Below are 19,692 nucleotides of genomic sequence, written 5' to 3' on the forward strand. Positions count from 1 at the left end.
CTAAACTGATTTCAATGATTATTTTCAAACAGTGAAGATAAATACTTGCATATTTTATAGTTTTTTTAGCAAATAGAAACTCAGCCAATAAAGATCAACAGGAGAAAATTCATTGAGGATAGCCCAGGTTGCCTCTCTTTATGAGCCTGTTCCTCCCCCACGGTATGGAGGTACAGAAAGGATAATCTCCTATTTGACTGAAGAACTTGTCAGCCAAGGACATGAAGTAAGCCTTTTTGCAAGTGGGGATTCAAAAACCTCAGCCCGTTTAATTTCTATAATTCCTAGAGCCCTTTGGGAAGATGTTACTCCCTGTGCCAATCCTTCTATGTATCATATCCTTTTACTTGAGGAAGTAATTAAACATAAAGAAGAATTTGATATTATTCATTTCCATACGGACTTTTTTCATTTTCCAATTTTTCGAAGGATGAATGTTCCTCACTTAACAACCCCTCATGGAAGAATGGATTTCCCGGAATATATCCGTTTTTTTTCTAATTTTAACGATATGCCTCTTTCTTCGATTTCCTATTCGCAGAAAAAGCCATTGCCTCTTGCCCGTTGGATAGGAACAGTGCATCATGGTCTTCCATTATCTCTTTATCAATTAAACGAAAATCCATCTGATTATATTGTTTTTTTAGGGAGGATTTCTCCAGAAAAAGGGGTAGATGATGCCTTGCAAATAGCAAGGAAGGCGGGAGTAAAGTTGAAAATCGCTGCTCGTGTAGGGCTTGGAGATGATGCTTATTTTGAAAAACTATTACCTGAATTTAAAAAAGAAAATATAGAATATTTAGGCGAAATCACGGATAAGGAAAAAAATGAATTATTAGGTGGAGCGTTAGCCTTGGTATTTCCTGTTTGCTGGCCTGAACCATTTGGGTTGTCAATGATTGAATCAATGGCTTGCGGCACTCCAGTAATTGCTTATCCATGTGGATCAATTCCTGAGGTAGTCGATCATGGTATTACAGGTTGGATTGTTAAAGATGTGGATGAGGCGGTTGGTGCTTTACGCCAGATTCACAAAATAGACAGAAAGAAATGTCGGCAGAGGTTCGAAATGAGGTTTTCAGCTCGAAAAATGGCCGAATCGTATCTTACTTTATATCGAAAGCTGATTGCAGGACACTCACAGTAGGAGATTCAAGCTGATATTTTTGAGTTGTAGGCTATTCCAAGACTGGCTTTCTAAGAGAACCATTTTTTTTAGAGTTTGAGTACTTTTCTTCCTCCTAACCCATGTTTGGTGAAAATTTCGTAAGTTATCGATTATCAATGGTCCTTTTTTCAATGTGTCACTATGTGGGAGTTTTAGAGGTTCTTTTTTTGGATTTCCAAGGCTCTAAGGAGCTGATTTTCAGGGCGGAAAGGATCTGACGGGCCTGTCGGTTTCCTGCCGTGACCCCGCGGTGTTTGGTGCCTCCAACCTCTGCCTCGACGACGTGGACGGTACGGAGGTGAGTCAAGGCCTCTTCGGTGGAAAAGGGGAGCTTGGCTAGCTTTAGCTTTTTCTCCAAGAGTCGGTCGAGCAAGAAGGCCAAGGCAGCAACAAAGACATGGGCCTGGGACGGCTCTCGGATCATGGTGATAGATCGGACGCGTCTCTAGGACATCCTTTAGCTTCCGAAAGACCCACTCCACTTGGCTAAGCTCCTTATAGGCACCCACGGCCTCCACCGCGGAGAGATGTTTTTCTTCTGTCATCGTCTTCCGCTGCTCCCCCTTTAAAAGCTTCACGAGCCGGTCCACATGCGGAGCCAAAAGCTCCCACCGCTCAAGATTGGCAATCGTCCGCTGCTTAATCTTCCCTCGATCGTAGTAGCTCTCCACCAGCTGAACATAGTGGACCACCTTCCCGCTTGGTCGCCGAATCGGCACAATCCGCAAAAACATGAAGAGACATTATTTCGAAACGCCAACACATGCAAGTTTAATCGATCAATAACTTAAGAAAAGTTATTCATAGTGTAGCACTATGTTTTTTGCAAAAATCGCTTCCTCTCCTCTGGAGCACCCCCAAAATCATCCCATTTTCACCAAACATGGGCTAATTATTAAGCCTAGGATTTGTCCGATTTGCGTTTAATTAACTCGGCTTCGATCAAGGTAGAGAATTCTTCTAAATTGGAGGGATTGGAAATTTTTTCTCCGTTGATGAAAAAATTTGGATTTCCATCTACTCCAACTCTAATAGCAGAAAGGCAGTCGGCAAGAATCCTCTTTCGAAGAGGGATCCCTTCTACTCCTTGGAGATCTTTTTTGAATTGTTCTTCGTTTAATCCCAATTTTTTGGCATATTGGAGGAAGGCTTCAGTACAGGAAGATTTGAACGACCATTCTTTTTGATTGGTGAGGAGTAAATTAACCATTTCCCAGAATTTGCCTTGTCTGCCTGCAGCTTCAGCGGCCATGGAAGCTGGAAAAGCTTCAGGATGGGAGATAGAAGGATTGTGACGGATGATCCAGGAGAGTTTATCTCCATATTTTCTTTTCAGTTCTTGGAGGATAGGATAATAGGCTGCACAAATTGGGCATTCAAAATCGATATATTCAATGATCACAACTGGAGCATTCCTATCTCCCTGTATCCAGTCAATAGATAGGGGTTTAAGCAGTTTTAATCTTCCTTCTGGGGACAAAGGGGGAAGAGGGGTAGGAGGAACAGGTTCGGAATTTTTGGATGCTCTCAGAGAAGAATAAGAGAAAAAAAAGAGTGGTAAGAAAATAATAAGAATCTTTCTGTATGACTTCATCATGGTAAGGAATAAAGACTAATGGATAGCTATGAATTAGCTTTTGTAAAGGATTCAAATTTTATCTTTTTTAAAGATTTTTTCTTATTTTAAATTACGATTTTCCTTTACATTTAAAATAGGTATGACATTCCAAGAATTTCTCGAACTTATAGAAAAAGAGGACACTCCTCCATCATCGCTTTCAGCGCCACTTCAGGCTCTTTTTTACGAAAAAAAAGGCCAATGGGCACGTGCGCACAACTTAATCCAACGGCATGAAGACACTGATTCCTGCTGGGTCCATGCTTTTCTTCATCGCAAAGAAGGGGATATACCTAACAGCAAATATTGGTATGCAAGAGCAGGAAAAGCCATGGGAAAAGATTTTGATTCCGAATGGAAGGAAATTGTTCGATCTCTGATAGAAAAAAGGATCTGAACCGATCAGTGATATTTCATAATTAGTGTTAGAGAACAATTTGTAACGCTGGATTAGCTGGGTTTATTGCTTGAATATAAGGCAGGGGAAGAGCAGCAGAAAGAATTTTGTTTTTAACAGTTGATTCGGCAAGATCCGTTCGGTTGCAGTCCTCACTTAAGTGAGCCAAAAACAGGTTTTGTGTTCCTTCTTTAACTAATTGAGTAGCTATTTCTGCTGTAGCCTCGTTGGAAAGATGCCCATGCCTGGAAATAATCCTTTGTTTGACCGACCACGGTCTTTTTGTGTCTGTTTGAAGAAGAGACAAATCATGATTAGATTCCAAGATCATAGTATGAACGCCTAGGATCTTTTCTCTAACCAATTTAGTAATATAACCTAGATCTGTGAGAAGGCCAATAGTTCCTTTGGAATGGTGAAAAAGAAAGCCCACAGGATCAGCAGCATCATGGGGAACAGGAAAGCTTTCGATCTCTATTTCATCTAGAACAATGTTGCAGCCAGGCTCAAAGGGTTTCCAATCGACGGCTTTTTCTTTCAAGTCCATCATTTTCTTTAAGCTTTTCCAGGTTAGCTCGTTGCAATAAAGGGGAAAAGGAATTCTTTTCAAAAGCACTGGCAGTCCGATGACATGATCAGAATGTTCATGAGTAATGAAAATTCCATTTATGGATTCCAATGGAATATTTAAATTTGCAAGCTGAATAGCCAGATGCTTGAACCGAATACCGGGGTCCAATAAAAACCGGAACTTATCGGTTTCCAACAAATAAGCATTGCCTTTGCTTCCGCTAGCAAGGACTCGTATGCTAACCATTTTTTGACTATTTCATGTTAAAAATTTTTTCTCCAGAAAAAAAAAGAAAAAAAATTGGCCTGGAAAATGCTTCAAATTTATGTAGGATAAGCTGTGTCAACATCTTTAGGTCTATATCAATCTGTTAAGTTGCATCAGACATTGTCGCCACAGATGCAACATTCTTTGAACATATTGCAGGCACCTGCAGTAGAACTCTCTACTCTTATCCAACAAGAGTTGCTTGCCAATCCGATGCTTGAAATTTCAGAAGAAAAGCCTTTAGAAAATCCTGATGCATTGTCGATTGATCAGTGGATTCAGGAAGAGGAAAAATGGTACGAATATCTAGGTTCAAATTTCGAAGGATTCCAACGTTCGGTAGAAGATGAAAAAAGACGTCAGTTTTTTTTCGATTCACAGACCGCTTCAGAATCCATGACTACCGAATTATCGAAGCAACTTGCTCTAGTTTGTAATGATAAAACCCTTTTAAAAGCAGCCAACCATATTATTGGCAATTTGGATGAAAAAGGTTATTTGAGAGCAGAATTAGAAGAAATAGCGACTGATTTAGGAATGCCATATAGTCTAATTGAAGAAGCCTTATCTTTAGTCCAATCTTTGGATCCACCTGGTATAGCTGCTAGAAACCTCTCCGAATGTCTTTTATTGCAACTAAAAGCTCAAGGGAAGGAAAATTCCTTGGAGTTCCGTATTGTTAAAGAATGTTTGCCGCTTTTAGAAAGGAAAAAATTTAATGAAATTGCCAAACAGCTAAAAGTAAGTCTTAAACAAGTTCAAGAAGCGGTGGCTACGATTCGCTCCCTAGAACCTTTTCCTGGTTCAAAGTTTGGGAATGATGAAAAAGAAAAGATTATTCTTGTAGACCTTATTATAGTGAGGGAAGGAGAAAGCTGGAAGGTATACTTCAATGAGGAATTGATGCCTCGGTTACGATTGAATCATTATTATAAAAACTTGTTGAGTGATAAAGACAAAGATCCCAGCTTGAAAAATTATTTGAAGGAAAAAATGCGTTCCGGTCTCTTCTTGATCAAATGTTTAAGGATGCGGGAAAATACTCTTTTAAGGGTAGCCGAAGCAATCGTAGAGAGTCAGCAGGAGTTTTTTCAACATGGGCCTGGATTTTTGAAGCCATTGACAATGAGTGAAGTTGCAAAAAAAACTGGTGTCCATGAAACAACAGTTAGCCGCGCGATTGCTAACAAATATGTTCAGACCCCTTATGGAATATTTGAGCTTAAATATTTCTTTAATTCTGGATTTCAAAAAACAACTGGTGAGTTTGTCGCAAATCAGACCATTAAAGAATCGATCGAAAGACTTATTCGCAACGAGGATCCTCAGGCCCCGTTGTCTGATCAACAGATCGTTGAGGCTCTAGCAAAGATGGGAATAAAAATGGCCAGAAGAACTATCGCAAAATATAGGACTCATTTGAAAATCTTGCCCAGTCATTTAAGACGAAAAAGCTAAAGAAAGAGATGCAATGCTTGTTATTCAAACATAGAATTTCTACTAAGGGCTTTATAATTATAAAACGGCGCGGGAATACTCATTCCCTTTAGGGGATTGGAGTGAGAGCACCGCAAACTACGGTTATTTGCCTTGGCATGCCGCGATGTAACGACGAATGACTTCTACCGATACTGCCCTAGCCGTTCCCACATAATAGGCTTGCGTCCATAGATTTTCCCGGCAACGAAGGGTCTTGAGCTTCGGGAAGCACTCCTGAGAGCCCCACGGGACGTGTAACCCTTGAGGGGTCCCACGATCGTTGAAGGCGACCAACGAGGTGGGACCGATACGAACAATGCACATGGTCGATATCCGTTTCCAAAGCTGGGAGCCGAAAGCCGTGTTGCCGGCAGCATTCGGCGAGCAGAGCCTTGCAGGCCGCCTTCACATCACCGAATAGAATTCTGCGACGGTATTTCGGTATCCATACAAAGTGATAGGCGAGCTGATAATGCCCCCATCATGTTTTTCCGGTTTGTCATGTATCAGTCATACTGCTATGCATAGTATCTGTGGAAGGGGTCCACATCCTATCCTTGAAGCGTATCTCCAAAAGGGAGGCTCTCCACCATCGGCAAGGCCAGGGGGAGGCGGCAAAGGTCTGGGTGGCGTGCCGGAACATGCATCTTAAGGCTCGCCAGATGAATGCGCCATGGCCCAGACGCGATAAATATCCAAAGCCACCGCCCGAGGATGTTACGCCTTGCATTCCCAAAGCGTCCAACAGGTCTTTCGCATCTTCGATGCCAGCCGTGGAAGCAGTTCGCAGGAACCGCCGCGATGGTCGCAGGGAAATCCGTTATCTATACAAGGACAAAGGCTTTTTCTCCCTGATGTGGCCAGCTCAAGCAATGGGACCAGAGGAAAAGCGGATCGTCCTCCCCATGGGATGAGGCAGGTCGTCTCTGAGATTGCCACGTCCAGCTTGGCTTTTGTGCAAATCCGCTTGCCTGATCGTATGGAATGGCCTGCACAACGAATGGCACATAACCTTGGTCGAATCGGCAGCTGACTCGGACTCGCAAGAGACTACGGAGCGGTGTGTCACGGTGGATTTCGGTCAAATTCATTAGGCCGCCGTGGTCTCCAACGACGGCAATGCCCTGGTCGTTTCCGGGCGAAGAATGCGAATCATCAAACAGCTACACAGTAAGCGACTCGGAGAAATCCAGAAAAAGCGCTTCCGATGTAAGAAGGGTAGTCGACACGCTTACGCAAGCTTGGACGAGCCAGAGCGAAGCACACGCTGCTTCATAAACGCAGGATTTGCGACCTGCGTCACAAAGGTATCCGGAAGATCATAGACTTTTACCTGTATCATGGAATTCAATCCATCTTCACTGGTAACCCGGATGGGGCGCGCCGCGACGCCTGCGGACGCCGTCACAGCCAGCGGATGAGCCAGTGGGAATACGGCAAGGATTTAGACTATTTGATACAGAAAAGAGAGCAAGTCCGCATCGCGTGCTTCACCGGAGACGAGGGGGTCAGGTCCAGCCGGTGTGCGGAATGCAGCCATCGCCATAAGCCTCGTGGGCGGAACTGGTGGTGTCCGAAATGTGGCTTTCAGGACCACCGGGATGTGGTCGGCGGCGTCAACAGGCACCTATTTGGCCTTTGGTCAGGTGGTGCCATTTCCAATGTGCATCGCGTATCTGAGACCTGGCCCTCTACGAGGGCGGGCCGCCAGGATGAATAACCGGCAGCCTGGAAGCAGGTGTAGCCTGGACAACAGGCCAACGTTGTTTAGCTGAAGTACGGCCTCAAACGGCTATGATTCGTCAGCGGGTTCCCCACGGGAACCGCCCACAAGTCGTGCGTGCTAGCTAGAAGCTCACCAGTTTCAGCGGGTTGAAAGTGTCACTTTCTAATCAACCAGAAAATAAAACTTAGAATAATGCTAATAAGAATGGAAGTAGTAAGAGGAAAATAAAAAGTAAAATTGCCTTTTTCAATTTTAATATCTCCAGGCAATCTGCCTATCCATCCTTTTCCAAATCCAAGTCCAATGATTAAGCCTATAACAATGAGAAAAATTCCAAGAAAAACAAGAATTTTCCCGATTTCTTGCATATTTAACAATATTTATAAACCCACTTTTTAGCAACTGCGTGCATCCTTCTTCTTTAGAATAACGGAAATAAAACTGATACGGATCTTTATCCTAAAAACTCATTAATAGCTTTTCGGGCTTTTTCAAAAATAAGATTTAGATTGAGATCTTTTTTGTCTTTGCAACCCCCTTGGGCAATGGTGGCTGACCCTCCTCCTTTTCCTTCCAATGGAAGGAGAATCTTTGAAAGGACCGCTTTTGCTTGTATCTTTTGGGTTAAGGAAGGAGAAATCCCAACAAAAAAATTAATTTTCTCTTCCCACCGGCTAGAGAGCACCGCTATGCCTTCGACTCTTTTGTTTAGCTCATTCCAGAGGATTGGTAAATAGGAAGAAGGTTTTATTCCACAATCATAGAATATAACTGGAACCGAGCCAAATTTTTCTGCCCTAGCCTGGAGCTCCATTACTTGACTTTTGGCTTCCAATCGAAAAGATTCTTCCTGTTTTTTTGCCTTTTGTTTTTCTTTTTCTCGAATGTCTTTTTCAAGTTCAGCAATTTCTTCGCTCCTCCTCTGGAAGAGCTCAATCAAGGATTGGAAATCCAACGACTCTGTAAACTTTGGAAGCTTACGTAAAGAAGGATCTTTGCTGAAAAGCAGATTCCATTTCCTGTCTTGTTCTTCTGCCTGTGCCTTTAAAAATTTTAACAGAGCTTTGCCGCATGCTGCTTCTATTCTCCTAATGCCTGCAGAAACTCCACATTCACCAAGTATTTTAAAGTAGCCTAATTCACCGGTTGATTTAGCATGCGTTCCTCCGCATAGCTCTTTTGAATAATTCCCAATGGATACAATCCTTACCTTTTCCCCATATTTTTCACCGAAGAGCTGTAAAATGCTTGGGTTATTTTTAATTTTTTCATAATTTTCTTCTTCCCAGTAGACTGGATCATTAAGCTCAATTTTTTCATTAATAAGCTCTTCGATTGCTCTAAGTTCTTCTTTGCTGAGAGGGCCAGAATGAGCAAAATCGAATCTTAACCTATCAGGTCCTACATAACTGCCCCTTTGGAAAGTTTCAGGTCCGAGGACTTTACGCAATGCCCAATGGAGAAGATGAGTAGCCGTATGATGCGCGGCAATATTCTTTCGTCTTTCTTTGTCAACTTGAAGGAATACACGACTTCCCGGTTTGAGATCGTCAGTAAAGGCCAGTCTATGGAGATGAGCCCCACTAGCCGATTTAATGGTGTCAAGCACTTCAATTCTTTTCTGATCGACCAATATAAAGCCTTTGTCCCCTACTTGCCCTCCCATTTCTGCATAAAAGGGAGTACGATCGAATATAGCACGGTTAGCAGAAAGCAAAGCGACAACTTCGGCTTCTGCTTCCAACTCCTCATAGCCCACAAATTCAGAGGTTTTTGTCAAGCTGACAATGTCTTCTTCGTGTGCTACAATCGATCTTTGTCTTTGCTCTTCCATGTATTGTTCAAAACCTTTAGTGTCGACACTAAAGCCATGCTCTTTGGCGAGGAGTTGAGTTAAATCCAAGGGAAAACCATAGGTGTCATAAAGAATAAAAGCCTCTTTACCAAGTATTTCTTTTCTGTTTTCCGATAGCATCTTTTGCTTTATCTCCTCGAATACAGCCATGCCATGGGAGAGAGTTTTAGCAAAAAGTTCTTCTTCAGAACTAACAACTTCTTCAATTCGTCGTTGTTTATCGATCAGCTCAATATAGTAATGTCCCATGGTCTGGACAAGGGGATCGACGAGTTCAAAAAGAAAAGGAGGTTTTAGTCCAAGAACAAGACCAAATCGAGTGGCTCTTCTTAAAAGCCTTCGCAGGACATGCCCTCTACCCAAATTGCTTGGAAGGATGCCATCTGCAATAGCAAAGGCAATGGCACGAAGGTGATCAACGATAACCCGAAAAGCAATATCTTGCCGGATCGTTAAGTCCTGAACGGTATTCTCCGTTGGAATGGTGCCTTTATAGGAAATTTTTGAAATGTCTTCTAGTTTTCGAATAAGAGGAATGAAAAGGTCTGTATTGTAGTTAGAAATGGGAGCGTCAAACTTTTGAAAATAGGAGGTTCCTTTAAAAATGGCACAAATGCGTTCTAGTCCCATGCCTGTATCTACGTGCCTGGAGGGAAGCAAAGAAAAGGATCCATCTTCCTTAGCATCCAGCTGTATGAAGACCAAATTCCATATTTCAATACAGTAGGGACTGTTTTTATTGATTAAAGTTCCTTCAGAGTTGCCTTCTGGCGTAAGGTCAATATGAATTTCCGAACAGGGCCCACATGGTCCTGTTTCTCCCATCATCCAAAAATTATCCTTTTTTGACCCAAACTGGATGTGCACAAGAGGGTTAAGCCCGGATTTTTGAAAAAGCCCAAACCAAATTCTAAAGGAGTCTTCATCAAATTCAGCAGGATCTTCAGGGGCAGGTTTATAAACTGTTGCATAAATCCTTTCTTTTGGAATTTTCCATACTTCAGTCAAAAGCTCCCAGGCCCAATGGATGGCTTCGTTTTTAAAATAATCATTAAAGGACCAATTCCCCAGCATTTCAAAAAAAGTGTGGTGGTAGGTATCATAGCCAACTTCTTCTAAATCGTTATGTTTTCCCCCCGCACGGAGGCATTTTTGGCTGTTGGCCACTCGAGGAGGAACATAGGGGCATTTCTGTTTGCCTAAAAAAATGGGAACGAAAGGATTCATTCCCGCATTAGTAAAAAGAAGATTAGGGGATTCTGGTACAAGACTGGCTGAAGGAAGGATTGTGTGTCCTCTTTCTTTAAAAAAATCAAGAAAACTTTGTCGAATTTCATTCGAATTCATCAACTTATTATTTTTCAAAAAGTTAATCGTTAATTCAGTTCTAAAAATTCTTGAGGCACATCGAAATTGGCATACACATTTTGAACATCATCTTGATCCTCAAGAACTTCTAGAAGGCGAAAAAGGGATTTGGCTGTTTCTTTATCGCTTAGAAGAATTGAATTTTTGGGCAAATAAACTATTTGAGAAGACTTAACAACAATTCCAGCCTTTTCCAAGCACTTGAGCAGTTCATCTAATTTCTCAGGAAAAGCAATCACTTCAATTTCACCCTCTTTTTGTTGCACTTCTTCAGCCTCAGCTTCTACTGCTACTTCGAACACCTTGTCAAAATCGCATTTATCCTTTTCAATAAGAATTTTGCCCCTTCTTTGAAACAACCAACTAACGCTTCCAGCAGCACCCAGATTGCCTCCATATTTAGAAAAAAGATTTCGTATTTCGGAGGTGGTTCTGTTTCGGTTATCTGTTGCTGCTTCAACAAGAATGGCTATACCTCCTGGGCCGTAGCCTTCGTAAAGCACTTCTTCATAGTGACTCCCCGATATTTCTCCTGTTCCTTTTTGGATGGCTCGAATGATGTTTTCTTGAGGAACCCCTTCATCACGAGCAGTTGCAATAGCCCTCCGAAGCCTCGAATTGAATGCTGGATCTCCTCCTCCAATTCGAGCCGCTATAGAAATTTCTCTGGAGAGCTTACTAAAAAGCTTTCCTTTTCTTATATCAGATAAACCTTTCTGATGCTTGACCTTTGCCCAGTGACTATGTCCTGCCATATTTGATCAATTGCGTTGTTTTTTAAACTACTTCTTTTATTATGCTTTGATAATTTAAATGTATTTAACCTTTATATATTAACCTACAAGGATATTGGATGAAAGTTTTATAATCCCAACAGTTCCGCTTGCCAGGGACAAAGCTTATCATTTTCAATTAATCTTTGTCGAATCGTTTTAGGGTCCATGGCCATTTCGCTTAAAAGGGCTTTAGAAGCTATTAGACCAGGATCTAAACCAAGGGAAGAAGCAATCTTGTTGCGTTTGTTTTTTAGTTCTTCAAATCTTTTGGAAGATTCTTTATCCATGAAGTAAAACGGTTTTGAGACGAGCGGTTCTTTGTGAGGCCCATTTTGTTTTCCTTTTTCTATCGCTTGCAATAGGCTATAACGGATGCTTTTTTCTAGCTGTTTAACAGCAGGAATTTTTAAAACTGATTCCCCTTGAGAGGAGATGGAACTTATTTGAATGAGATCTTCAGTTCTTATGATTTTAAAAGGCGGAATGCCTTTTGATAGGGCTAGTTCTTGGCGCCATCGCTGTATTTCAAGCAGAATAGATTGACCAAACGGATCGAGTTTTTGAAATCCTTCGATTCTTTCAGGATCTTTATATGGTGGTTTAGAAAGAGATTTTTCAATTTTTCTTCGAATTCTTTCACAGCTTTGTTCCATCCATTCAGATCTTCCTAAACTTTTAAGAAGTTTTGATAAAATGTCCTTAAGTTTTTCAAGATAAAGGACATCTTTGGCCGTGTAATGAACAAGGGATAAGGGTAAAGGTCTTCTGGACCAATCGGCTTTTTGATGTTCTTTGGACAATTTAACTTGAAAAAATAGGGAAACTAGATCAGCATAACCAACAGAATCAAATCCGCAAAGCTTAGCAGCGATATGGGTATCGAAGATTTTTTGTGGCTGAGGGCATCCGGCCCTTCTTAGCATCTTTAAATCATAATCCATTCCATGACAAATCCACTCACAGCCACTGAGCATTTTCCAAAGAGACGAGAGATCGCCTTTTAAGCAATCGACAACGGCAAGAAAACCCTCTTGGCATAAGGAAATAACGCAAAGTTTTTCTGGATAATGGTGAAGACTATCTCCCTCAATATCAATGGCGATTGGTTTTAAAGGATCTAATATGGATAAATATTCTTGGAGCGAATTGTTCTCCTCAATCCATTGTACTTTTCGATTCGTGGTTGAGAAAGAGAGCAAGTTTAATTGCTTATTTTGTTCCATTATTATCTTATAAAATAAAGACGAGCCATTTTAAGAAAAAGAAATTTCTTTTCTTTATAAAAAAATATCTATAGATTTAGATCACTTATCAAGGAATAAAACGACTTGGTGAACCGGGGTATATCTTTTTTTGGCTTTGAACAATAATAAAAGAAATAGGGAAGAAAAGAAAGATAAAGATGAAAAGTTTTATACCAAGAGTTGAAAAGACATTTTCTGGTATGGAGTTATCTCTTGAAGAAATTAAACGCTATGGGCGTCATCTGATCATGCCGGAGGTAACTCTAGAAGGACAAAAAAAACTTAAAGCGGCAAAAGTGTTAGCTGTGGGGACAGGGGGACTAGGTTCTCCGCTGCTTCTCTATCTGGCCTCTGCTGGGATTGGAACTTTAGGTATTGTGGATTTTGATGTTGTTGATCATTCGAATCTGCATAGACAGGTCATTCATAAAACAAAAAATGTAGGAAAACCAAAAATAGAATCAGCTATCGAGACTATTTTAGAAATAAATCCAAATGTCAAAGTTGTACCCTATGAGATGGCATTAAGATCTGAAAATGCCTTAGAGATAATCAAGGAATATGATTGTGTTGTTGATGGTACCGATAACTTTCCAACCCGTTACTTAGTGAACGATGCCTGTGTGCTTTTAGGCAAACCTAATGTGTATGGTTCGATTTTCCGATTTGAGGGACAATCTACTGTTTTCTGGGCTGAAAAGGGGCCATGTTATCGGTGCCTTTATCCAGAACCTCCTGAACCTGGAATGGTTCCAAGTTGTGCTGAAGGAGGAGTATTAGGAGTGCTACCGGGAGTTATTGGGGTTTTGCAGGCCATTGAAACAGTCAAATTAATTCTTGGCATAGGCAAACCATTAATTGGTCGGTTACTTCATTTTGATGCTTTGCAAATGCGTTTTCGGGAATATGTCCTAAGAAAAGATCCTGATTGTCCATTATGTGGGAAGAACCCAACCATAAAAGAGTTGATTGATTATGAAGCTTTTTGTGGCTTAAACAATCAACCGCCTGTGGATCTTAATAATGGCATACCTTCCATTTCCGTTGAGGAGCTGAAACGAGCATTGGACAATGGAGAGGATTTTATTTTGATTGATGTTCGAGAAGAGCATGAATATCAGATAGCAAAAATTCCCAATGCTAAACTTATACCGTTGGGACAGTTGCATGCTAGGCTTCATGAATTAGATAGTTCTAGAAAAATCATCGTTCATTGCAAATTGGGCGGAAGAAGTATGAAAGCTTGTCGTATGCTTTTAAATGCTGGCTTTAAGAACATTTGGAATGTTCATGGAGGCATCGATGCATGGAGTCAGTTAATTGACCCGACTGTTCCTCGCTATTAATAAGAAATAAGAGCCATTTCCTATTCTGGGCTCATCATAATATCCACTACCACTGCTGATTGAAGGTATCGGCATTGAGCCTTGCATGGTTGGGAAATAGCCTGAAATGTCTAGGGCAAAACCTTTTTCTTCTGAGTCGATTATAGGGACTTTCGATTGAGACTTTTGAGAATCCCCCATGGGTAAGTAGATTGTTGCTCTATTGAAATAGTTATCGATGGGTGAAGAACAGGGAGGAAATAGCACTTCAGTAACCGACAAGCTGATAAAGTGGATTGGCTAAAAAGCCTGAAGCACGGTAGAGGCTCTATTTTCAAAATGTCGGCCTTTGATTGGTCGATTGAAGCACAAAATAAATTTGGCTATCCCTAGGATAAAACGGTGCTAAAAGAATAAGGCCTTTTTTGAACTTTCAGTTGGTTTTAGTGTTCTTTTATAAATAGAGGGATGCTTGTCTTTTTTAATTTTTATCTTTTGTGATTATTGATTGGCTTGTCGTTCCTGATTATAATTGAAAGAACAGATAAATGATCGCGAAAAAAGATACTTTTATTCCAGCTGGGGCAACATTAAAATTTAGGCCTTTTTTTTGCGAAAAAGGGAGGGATAAAAAGTTCGTTTTTATTCGTAATGATTTTTGATTTGTTATTTAACGAATGCGAATACTATTTTTTAATAACCATTCCAATGAATGACTGAAGGGAGGTGGTTAATGGCGGTAGAGCAATTAACAAGTCCTGATGTAATAAAAGAAGAGTCGGTCGAAGAGAAGGTTAAGGAGGCCTTCGACCAACTTTGGGGAGTTATTGTCTGGAATGACCCAATTAATTTAATGAGTTATGTTGTTTATGTGTTCCAGAGAGTGCTTAAGATGAGCAAGCAGGACGCTACACGTCATATGCTGGAGGTGCATAATAAAGGGAAAAGCATGGTAGCAAAAGAAACTAAGGAAAAAGCTGAGCTATTGGTTCACCAATTACAAGGGTTTGGTTTGCAAGCAACAATGGAGAAAACGTGAAGATTAGGGAGGAAAATGAAGAATTGGTTATTCTTTTCGAACCGACCGAAAGAGAATTACTTGTAAGTTCTCTTTTTGAGCTCAGGAAACATTATCAGCAAGAAATTTCGCAACTTCCTGAATCATTAAGGAAGTTTTGGCAGGGTGAACTCAGCCGAGATCCACAGCTTCAGTCTGAATTTGATGATCTCATAGAAGATTTATCAGCCGAAAGAATCGAGTTGCGTTCGGAAAGACTTCGTTTGTTAGAAGAATGGCTTTCTAGGGATAGCCCCTTACGTAATCCATCCAAAGGATTTTTGCGTATAGCTAAAAAGGATATAGATCAATTTTTATGCCTATTAAATGATCGCCGATTAACTCTAGCTATAATCCATGGAATAACTGAGGAACAAATGGACTGGGATCCATTTTTAATAAAATCCAAGCCCTTGCAGCAAGCAATTTGGGAAATTCATTTTTTAGCTTATCTTCAAGAAAATTGTATTTCTTATTTAATGGGTTAACGTTGCTCAGGTTTTTGAAAATTACTTAGGAAGACAAGGCGAAAGATTCCAAATGGTTGTAGCATATTGTTTAATTGACCGGTCGCTAGAGAACCAACCAAGAGAGGCAGTGTTGAGAATAGCTTTTGAAACCCATGTTTCTTGGTCTTTGTATTCTTGATCCACCTTCGATTGCGTTTCTTTGTAAGAGTGAAAATCAGCTAAAACATAAAAAGGATCCCCTCCGTCAATTAGACTATGAACGATAGGATGAAGCACAGAAGGAGGTTCTAGAGGAGTAAATTCTCCACTTCCTAACCAATCCAATAGATATTTAATTTCTGGATCTGTCTCATAAATTTTTCTTGAAGAATACCCGGCAGCAGCTAATTGAGCAATCTCTTCAGCTTTAAGACCAAAGATGAAAATATTTTCTTCTCCAACTGCCTCTCTAATTTCAATATTTGCTCCATCCAGAGTCCCAACTGTTAGAGCTCCATTTAAGGCAAGTTTCATATTTCCCGTTCCAGAAGCTTCTTTGCCTGCTGTTGAAATTTGTTCGGAAACATCAGCTGCAGGAATAATTTTACATGCTGACCAAATACCGTAGTTAGGAATGAAATAGACTCTAATTTTTTTATTCGCACGGGGATCGTTGTTAATTTTATAGCTAACGGCATTGATCGCTTTGATGATGCACTTGGCAAGATCGTATCCTGGAGCGGCTTTCCCAGCAATTAGAAAAACTCGTGGATGGATATCCAGATTAGGATTATCTAGTATCCTACGGTAAAGAGAGAGAATTTGTAGCAAATTGAGATGTTGCCTTTTATATTCATGAATTCGTTTAATCTGAACATCGAAAATAGCCTCTGGATCCAGAATAAAATTGTATCGGCTTTTCAGCAAGTTTGCCAATTCTATTTTATTGGCTTGCTTGACTAGTTTGTACTCTTCTTGAAAATCAGGATCTAAAACAAAGCTTTTAAGCGCTTTTAGTTTTTCTAAATCGGCAGGCCAATCTTCTCCTATGGCTTTAGTGATAAGGTTAGAAAGCCTAGGGTTGGAGGCTAATAACCAGAGTCGTGGGGTGATGCCATTGGTCACGTTTCGGAATTTCTGTGGAAACAAAAGATAAAAAGGGTGGAAAAGACTTTTTTTAAGCAACTCACTGTGAAGGGAGGATACCCCATTGATAGAATAACTGCCACAAATTGCAAGATTAGCCATTCGAACAAGCTTTGGATAGGTTTCTTCGATGATTGATATCTGACGTATAATTTTATCTCTTTCTGGTATGTCTATGGGGATGCTATCCAAAAGATGTTTGTTAATTTCATAAATGATTAGAAGATGCCTAGGTAATACTCTCTCAAAGAGTGGAACGGACCATTTTTCCAGAGCTTCAGGCAATAAAGTATGGTTTGTATAAGCAAAGCTTTGAGATACCAGCTTCCAAGCTTGATCCCAAGACAAGTTGTGTTCATCAAGAAAAATACGCATCAGCTCCGCAACGGCTATAGAAGGATGGGTATCATTTAGATGAATTACCACTTTTGAAGGAAAATCGTTGAAATTAGAGTGCTCCTTCAAAAACCTTCGGACGATATCATGGAGAGAGCAGGAAACAAAAAAATATTGTTGAATTAAACGCAACTCTCTCCCAATCTCTGTTTTGTCATTGGGATAGAGAACTTTGGAGATAGACTCGCAAAAGTTTTTTTCTGCAACCGCTTCAAAATATCCACCACGGTTGAAAGCTTCAAGATCAAACTCAACGGTAGATTTCGATCTCCATAAGCGTAAGACATTAACAACAGGACTATTATAACCAGGTATGAGATAATCATAGGGGACTCCTAAAATATCCTTTCCCCCCACCCATACAGGCTTTTGACCATTCCAATCTATATTTCCATAGAGTCTGATAACTTGAGATAATCGTGGCCGAATAATCTCCCAAGGAACTCCAAATCTTGTCCAGTCATCGGGTCTTTCCACTTGGTAGCCGTTGATGATTTCTTGATGAAAAAGGCCAAATTCATAGTGCAGACCATAACCAAAGGCCGGGTAACGCAAAGTCGATAAACTATCAAGAAAACAGGCAGCAAGCCTTCCTAACCCCCCATTGCCTAGCCCTATTTGAGGTTCTTCTTCAAAGATTTGATCTATATCTAATCCAAGTCCGATTAAAGCCTTCTTGGTTTGTTCAACAATTCCAAGGTTTATTAGATTTTGATGCAAAAGCCTGCCCAAAAAATACTCCAGTGATAAAAAATAAAGCCTTTTTACCTTCTCTATTTTCTGCGTTCTGTAAGCAGCAAGAAATCGGTCAACAATATGATCTTGACACATCATAGCTGTTGAAATCCACCAATCAAAAGGAGTTGCTGTGTCAGGAGATCGAGCCAGACTGAGCCTAAGATGAGTAAGGATCGATTCTCGTATGCCTTCAGGAGTAGTATCCGTGGCAAATCTCCATTGCCCATTATGAGATGTCATTGTAAAAAAGTATTTTCTAAGCAGATGCTTTTAATTTTTAATAAAATAAATTAATAAATTTTAAAATATTCAAAAGTTTTCTTTTTAGATTCTTTCCTCGATGGAATTTTTTCTTTTTTATATCAGGTTGTAAATTTTTTTTTTATATTGTTGAAAAATCAAGAAAAATAGGCATAATGTGAGTGATAAATTCATTAAAAAAAATAATTATATATTTTTGTTATTGATATGAGTAAAATAGAAAACTTTTTCGAAAGAAAGCCTGAGCCACCTCCTATACCTGTCGAGGAGTACCGTGGGAATGGCCATAAATCAGCCACTTCTGGATTTATAAAAGAAGAAAAAAAGCCCTTTCGAAAAAAAGAAACTAAAAAAATATTGTTTTTGATTAGCGGATTTTGTCTTTTCATTCTGACATTATCTTTCTTGATTTATATATTTACGAAGCCTTATCCCGGATCTACGACAAACGATGAGATAAATTCTTCTGAGATCGCCTATTCAAAATACCTTTTCTGGAACGAACAGATAAGTCATTATATGCAGTCTAATATTACTCCTTTTCAACCTCTTAAGGAGTTTAATCGGCCAAATTTCTGGCAAATCTATCATGATTTGCCTAACAGCAAAGCTGTAAAAGCTGCATTGTTGAGGCATCTTCCGGCTGGTTTTGCACTACTTAAAATAGATCCAGTCCAATTCGAAAGAACAAAGGATTACGTTCAGGTCACTTATAATGTTAAGGTTCTTCCATCCTATACAGAATGGATTATACCAAGGGGCAAGGCCATGCTACCTGCCTCAAACGAAGATAAAATCCAAAAAAAGTTAGTCCGCCTTGTTCTTTTTACCCATGATTTGCCCCCAGGATTTATTTATTTTTTTGGAGAAAAGAAAATTTTAGCAAAAGCCCAAGAACCTTTTGAATTTTCCTGGACAGTGAAAAAAGCTGTTGTGCAAGGTGGGCTATGGCGCATTCTTGAGGTGGAACCGACTCCATTTGAAGGGCCAGAAAGCCTTTTGCATTCATTTCAAAAATCCATTGAAGCTGAAGAGCTTTATTCCGTTAAATCAGATCCTGTTTTGAATCAATTGATGCAAGAACAGGATCAGAGCTGGCAGGCTTTTTTTGCAAGAATTAATCAGATTCGCGATCAAGTGATCGATTATCGCAATCAGCTTATAAAGGATATTCCAGGTATTCCTCAAATGGGTAAGCCCTTTGCTTCTGGTTCAGGTACGCCGACTACGACACTTGAGGGTGCCGGAATTGGTCTTTTGGGAGGGGCACTCATTGGAGGATTGGCTGGTGGAGGTCTGGGTGCAGGCATAGGTGCTGGTCTGGGACTGTTAGGTGGAGGCTTGGGTGGTTATCTTTACAGTCATGAACGGAGAAAAAGCATCTATAGAAGAAAGCTTGCTGAACGAAGGGAAAAAATTAAAGAAGTAAATGAAAAGGTTGAGGCCTATAGAGACAAATTAGTAAAGGAATATGAAGAAGAGTTAAAAGAAAAAATTCAAGCAAGACAAACTCAATATCAAGGGATATCTAATAGCTCTCCAAAATTTTAGAAAGCTGCAAGCTAGACAGAAATTTTACTCAATTCATTTAGAAGGGCTCAAGCCAATTGATTGTGACAATCTATTCTCTTCACTCTAAAAAGGAAAGCTTCATCAGCACATAGGAGCAGCCGCATAAGCCTTGGGCCTTTTCATCCCTAGACTGAGGCGATGGGAAAATAGAAAGTAGGTTGGATGCCGAACAAACCATGTAACCTTCAACATTTTGATTGGGCGAAAATATGTACAGAACGGTTTTTATGCTGCGGATAGTATGAACCGTCGGTTGAGAATGGCTACGTCCTCCTCTTC

16 protein-coding genes and 2 pseudogenes are annotated in these 19,692 nt (G+C 40.3%); 8 read left to right on the forward strand and 10 right to left on the reverse strand.

Going from position 1 to position 19,692, the window contains the following annotated elements:
- Positions 1–112: 112 nt before the first annotated feature.
- A complete protein-coding gene (locus QOL44_RS04095; RefSeq protein ID WP_009061367.1) occupies positions 113–1,147 on the forward strand; it encodes a glycosyltransferase family 4 protein in 1,035 nt (344 codons plus the stop codon).
- A gap of 160 nt (positions 1,148–1,307) precedes the next feature.
- On the opposite strand, the pseudogene QOL44_RS04100 reads toward QOL44_RS04095, so the two are convergent.
- A pseudogene (locus QOL44_RS04100) lies at positions 1,308–1,713 on the reverse strand (IS1634 family transposase); the annotation flags it as partial.
- Between the two features lie 356 nt (positions 1,714–2,069).
- The gene (locus tag QOL44_RS04105; RefSeq protein ID WP_009061357.1) at positions 2,070–2,765 is read right to left on the reverse strand and encodes a DsbA family protein; all 696 of its coding nucleotides are present in this window, start codon (positions 2,763–2,765) and stop codon (positions 2,070–2,072) included.
- Positions 2,766–2,886: 121 nt separating this feature from the next.
- Between QOL44_RS04105 and QOL44_RS04110 the strand changes: the two genes are divergently transcribed.
- Positions 2,887–3,183: a hypothetical protein gene (locus QOL44_RS04110; RefSeq protein WP_009061356.1), complete on the forward strand. Its 297-nt coding sequence runs from the start codon at positions 2,887–2,889 to the stop codon at positions 3,181–3,183.
- A 28-nt stretch (positions 3,184–3,211) separates the two neighbouring features.
- Here QOL44_RS04110 and QOL44_RS04115 read toward each other — a convergent pair whose 3' ends face one another.
- Positions 3,212–4,000: an MBL fold metallo-hydrolase gene (locus tag QOL44_RS04115; RefSeq protein ID WP_009061354.1), complete on the reverse strand. Its 789-nt coding sequence runs from the start codon at positions 3,998–4,000 to the stop codon at positions 3,212–3,214.
- A 93-nt stretch (positions 4,001–4,093) separates the two neighbouring features.
- On the opposite strand from QOL44_RS04115, the gene rpoN reads away from it, so the two are divergent.
- Positions 4,094–5,479: an RNA polymerase factor sigma-54 gene (gene rpoN, locus QOL44_RS04120; protein WP_009061352.1), complete on the forward strand. Its 1,386-nt coding sequence runs from the start codon at positions 4,094–4,096 to the stop codon at positions 5,477–5,479.
- Between the two features lie 123 nt (positions 5,480–5,602).
- Here rpoN and QOL44_RS11250 read toward each other — a convergent pair whose 3' ends face one another.
- Together QOL44_RS11250 and QOL44_RS11255 are read right to left on the reverse strand one after the other, a co-directional pair.
- Positions 5,603–5,824 (reverse strand): transposase, encoded by a 222-nt coding sequence (locus tag QOL44_RS11250; protein ID WP_390175865.1) that lies wholly within the window; start codon positions 5,822–5,824, stop codon positions 5,603–5,605.
- 40 nt (positions 5,825–5,864) lie between these two features.
- A pseudogene (locus QOL44_RS11255) lies at positions 5,865–5,945 on the reverse strand (hypothetical protein); the annotation flags it as partial.
- Between the two features lie 972 nt (positions 5,946–6,917).
- Here QOL44_RS11255 and QOL44_RS11260 point away from each other — a divergent pair.
- Entirely contained in the window at positions 6,918–7,220 is a 303-nt protein-coding gene (locus tag QOL44_RS11260) for a zinc ribbon domain-containing protein (RefSeq protein ID WP_079199491.1), read from the forward strand.
- A gap of 161 nt (positions 7,221–7,381) precedes the next feature.
- Here QOL44_RS11260 and QOL44_RS04130 read toward each other — a convergent pair whose 3' ends face one another.
- From QOL44_RS04130 to QOL44_RS04145, 4 genes are all read right to left on the reverse strand, one after another.
- Positions 7,382–7,594 carry a DUF2905 domain-containing protein gene (locus tag QOL44_RS04130; RefSeq protein WP_009061347.1) on the reverse strand — a complete coding sequence of 71 codons (213 nt, stop codon included), beginning with the start codon at positions 7,592–7,594 and terminating at the stop codon, positions 7,382–7,384.
- A gap of 86 nt (positions 7,595–7,680) precedes the next feature.
- Complete coding sequence (alaS, locus tag QOL44_RS04135) at positions 7,681–10,428, reverse strand: alanine--tRNA ligase (protein ID WP_009061345.1); 2,748 nt, start codon at positions 10,426–10,428, stop codon at positions 7,681–7,683.
- Between the two features lie 29 nt (positions 10,429–10,457).
- A complete protein-coding gene (locus QOL44_RS04140) occupies positions 10,458–11,204 on the reverse strand; it encodes a YebC/PmpR family DNA-binding transcriptional regulator (RefSeq protein WP_009061344.1) in 747 nt (248 codons plus the stop codon).
- 107 nt (positions 11,205–11,311) lie between these two features.
- Positions 11,312–12,448 carry a ribonuclease D gene (locus QOL44_RS04145; protein ID WP_009061343.1) on the reverse strand — a complete coding sequence of 379 codons (1,137 nt, stop codon included), beginning with the start codon at positions 12,446–12,448 and terminating at the stop codon, positions 11,312–11,314.
- A gap of 179 nt (positions 12,449–12,627) precedes the next feature.
- Here QOL44_RS04145 and moeB point away from each other — a divergent pair, with 179 nt between their 5' ends.
- From moeB to QOL44_RS04160, 3 genes are all read left to right on the forward strand, one after another.
- Positions 12,628–13,815: a molybdopterin-synthase adenylyltransferase MoeB gene (moeB, locus tag QOL44_RS04150; protein WP_009061341.1), complete on the forward strand. Its 1,188-nt coding sequence runs from the start codon at positions 12,628–12,630 to the stop codon at positions 13,813–13,815.
- A gap of 691 nt (positions 13,816–14,506) precedes the next feature.
- The gene (clpS, locus tag QOL44_RS04155; protein WP_134372683.1) at positions 14,507–14,833 is read left to right on the forward strand and encodes an ATP-dependent Clp protease adapter ClpS; all 327 of its coding nucleotides are present in this window, start codon (positions 14,507–14,509) and stop codon (positions 14,831–14,833) included.
- Positions 14,830–15,339, forward strand: a complete 510-nt coding sequence (locus tag QOL44_RS04160; protein ID WP_009061337.1) for a DUF2017 family protein — start codon at positions 14,830–14,832, stop codon at positions 15,337–15,339. The genes clpS and QOL44_RS04160 overlap by 4 nt, the downstream gene beginning before the upstream one ends.
- Positions 15,340–15,360: 21 nt before the next feature.
- On the opposite strand, the gene QOL44_RS04165 is transcribed toward QOL44_RS04160, so the two are convergent.
- A complete protein-coding gene (locus tag QOL44_RS04165; protein WP_009061335.1) occupies positions 15,361–17,820 on the reverse strand; it encodes a glycogen/starch/alpha-glucan phosphorylase in 2,460 nt (819 codons plus the stop codon).
- Between the two features lie 228 nt (positions 17,821–18,048).
- On the opposite strand from QOL44_RS04165, the gene QOL44_RS04170 reads away from it, so the two are divergent.
- A complete protein-coding gene (locus QOL44_RS04170) occupies positions 18,049–19,392 on the forward strand; it encodes a hypothetical protein (protein ID WP_009061334.1) in 1,344 nt (447 codons plus the stop codon).
- Positions 19,393–19,692 lie beyond the last annotated feature (300 nt).

Source organism: Candidatus Methylacidiphilum fumarolicum (assembly GCF_949774925.1).
Lineage (GTDB): Bacteria > Verrucomicrobiota > Verrucomicrobiia > Methylacidiphilales > Methylacidiphilaceae > Methylacidiphilum > Methylacidiphilum fumarolicum.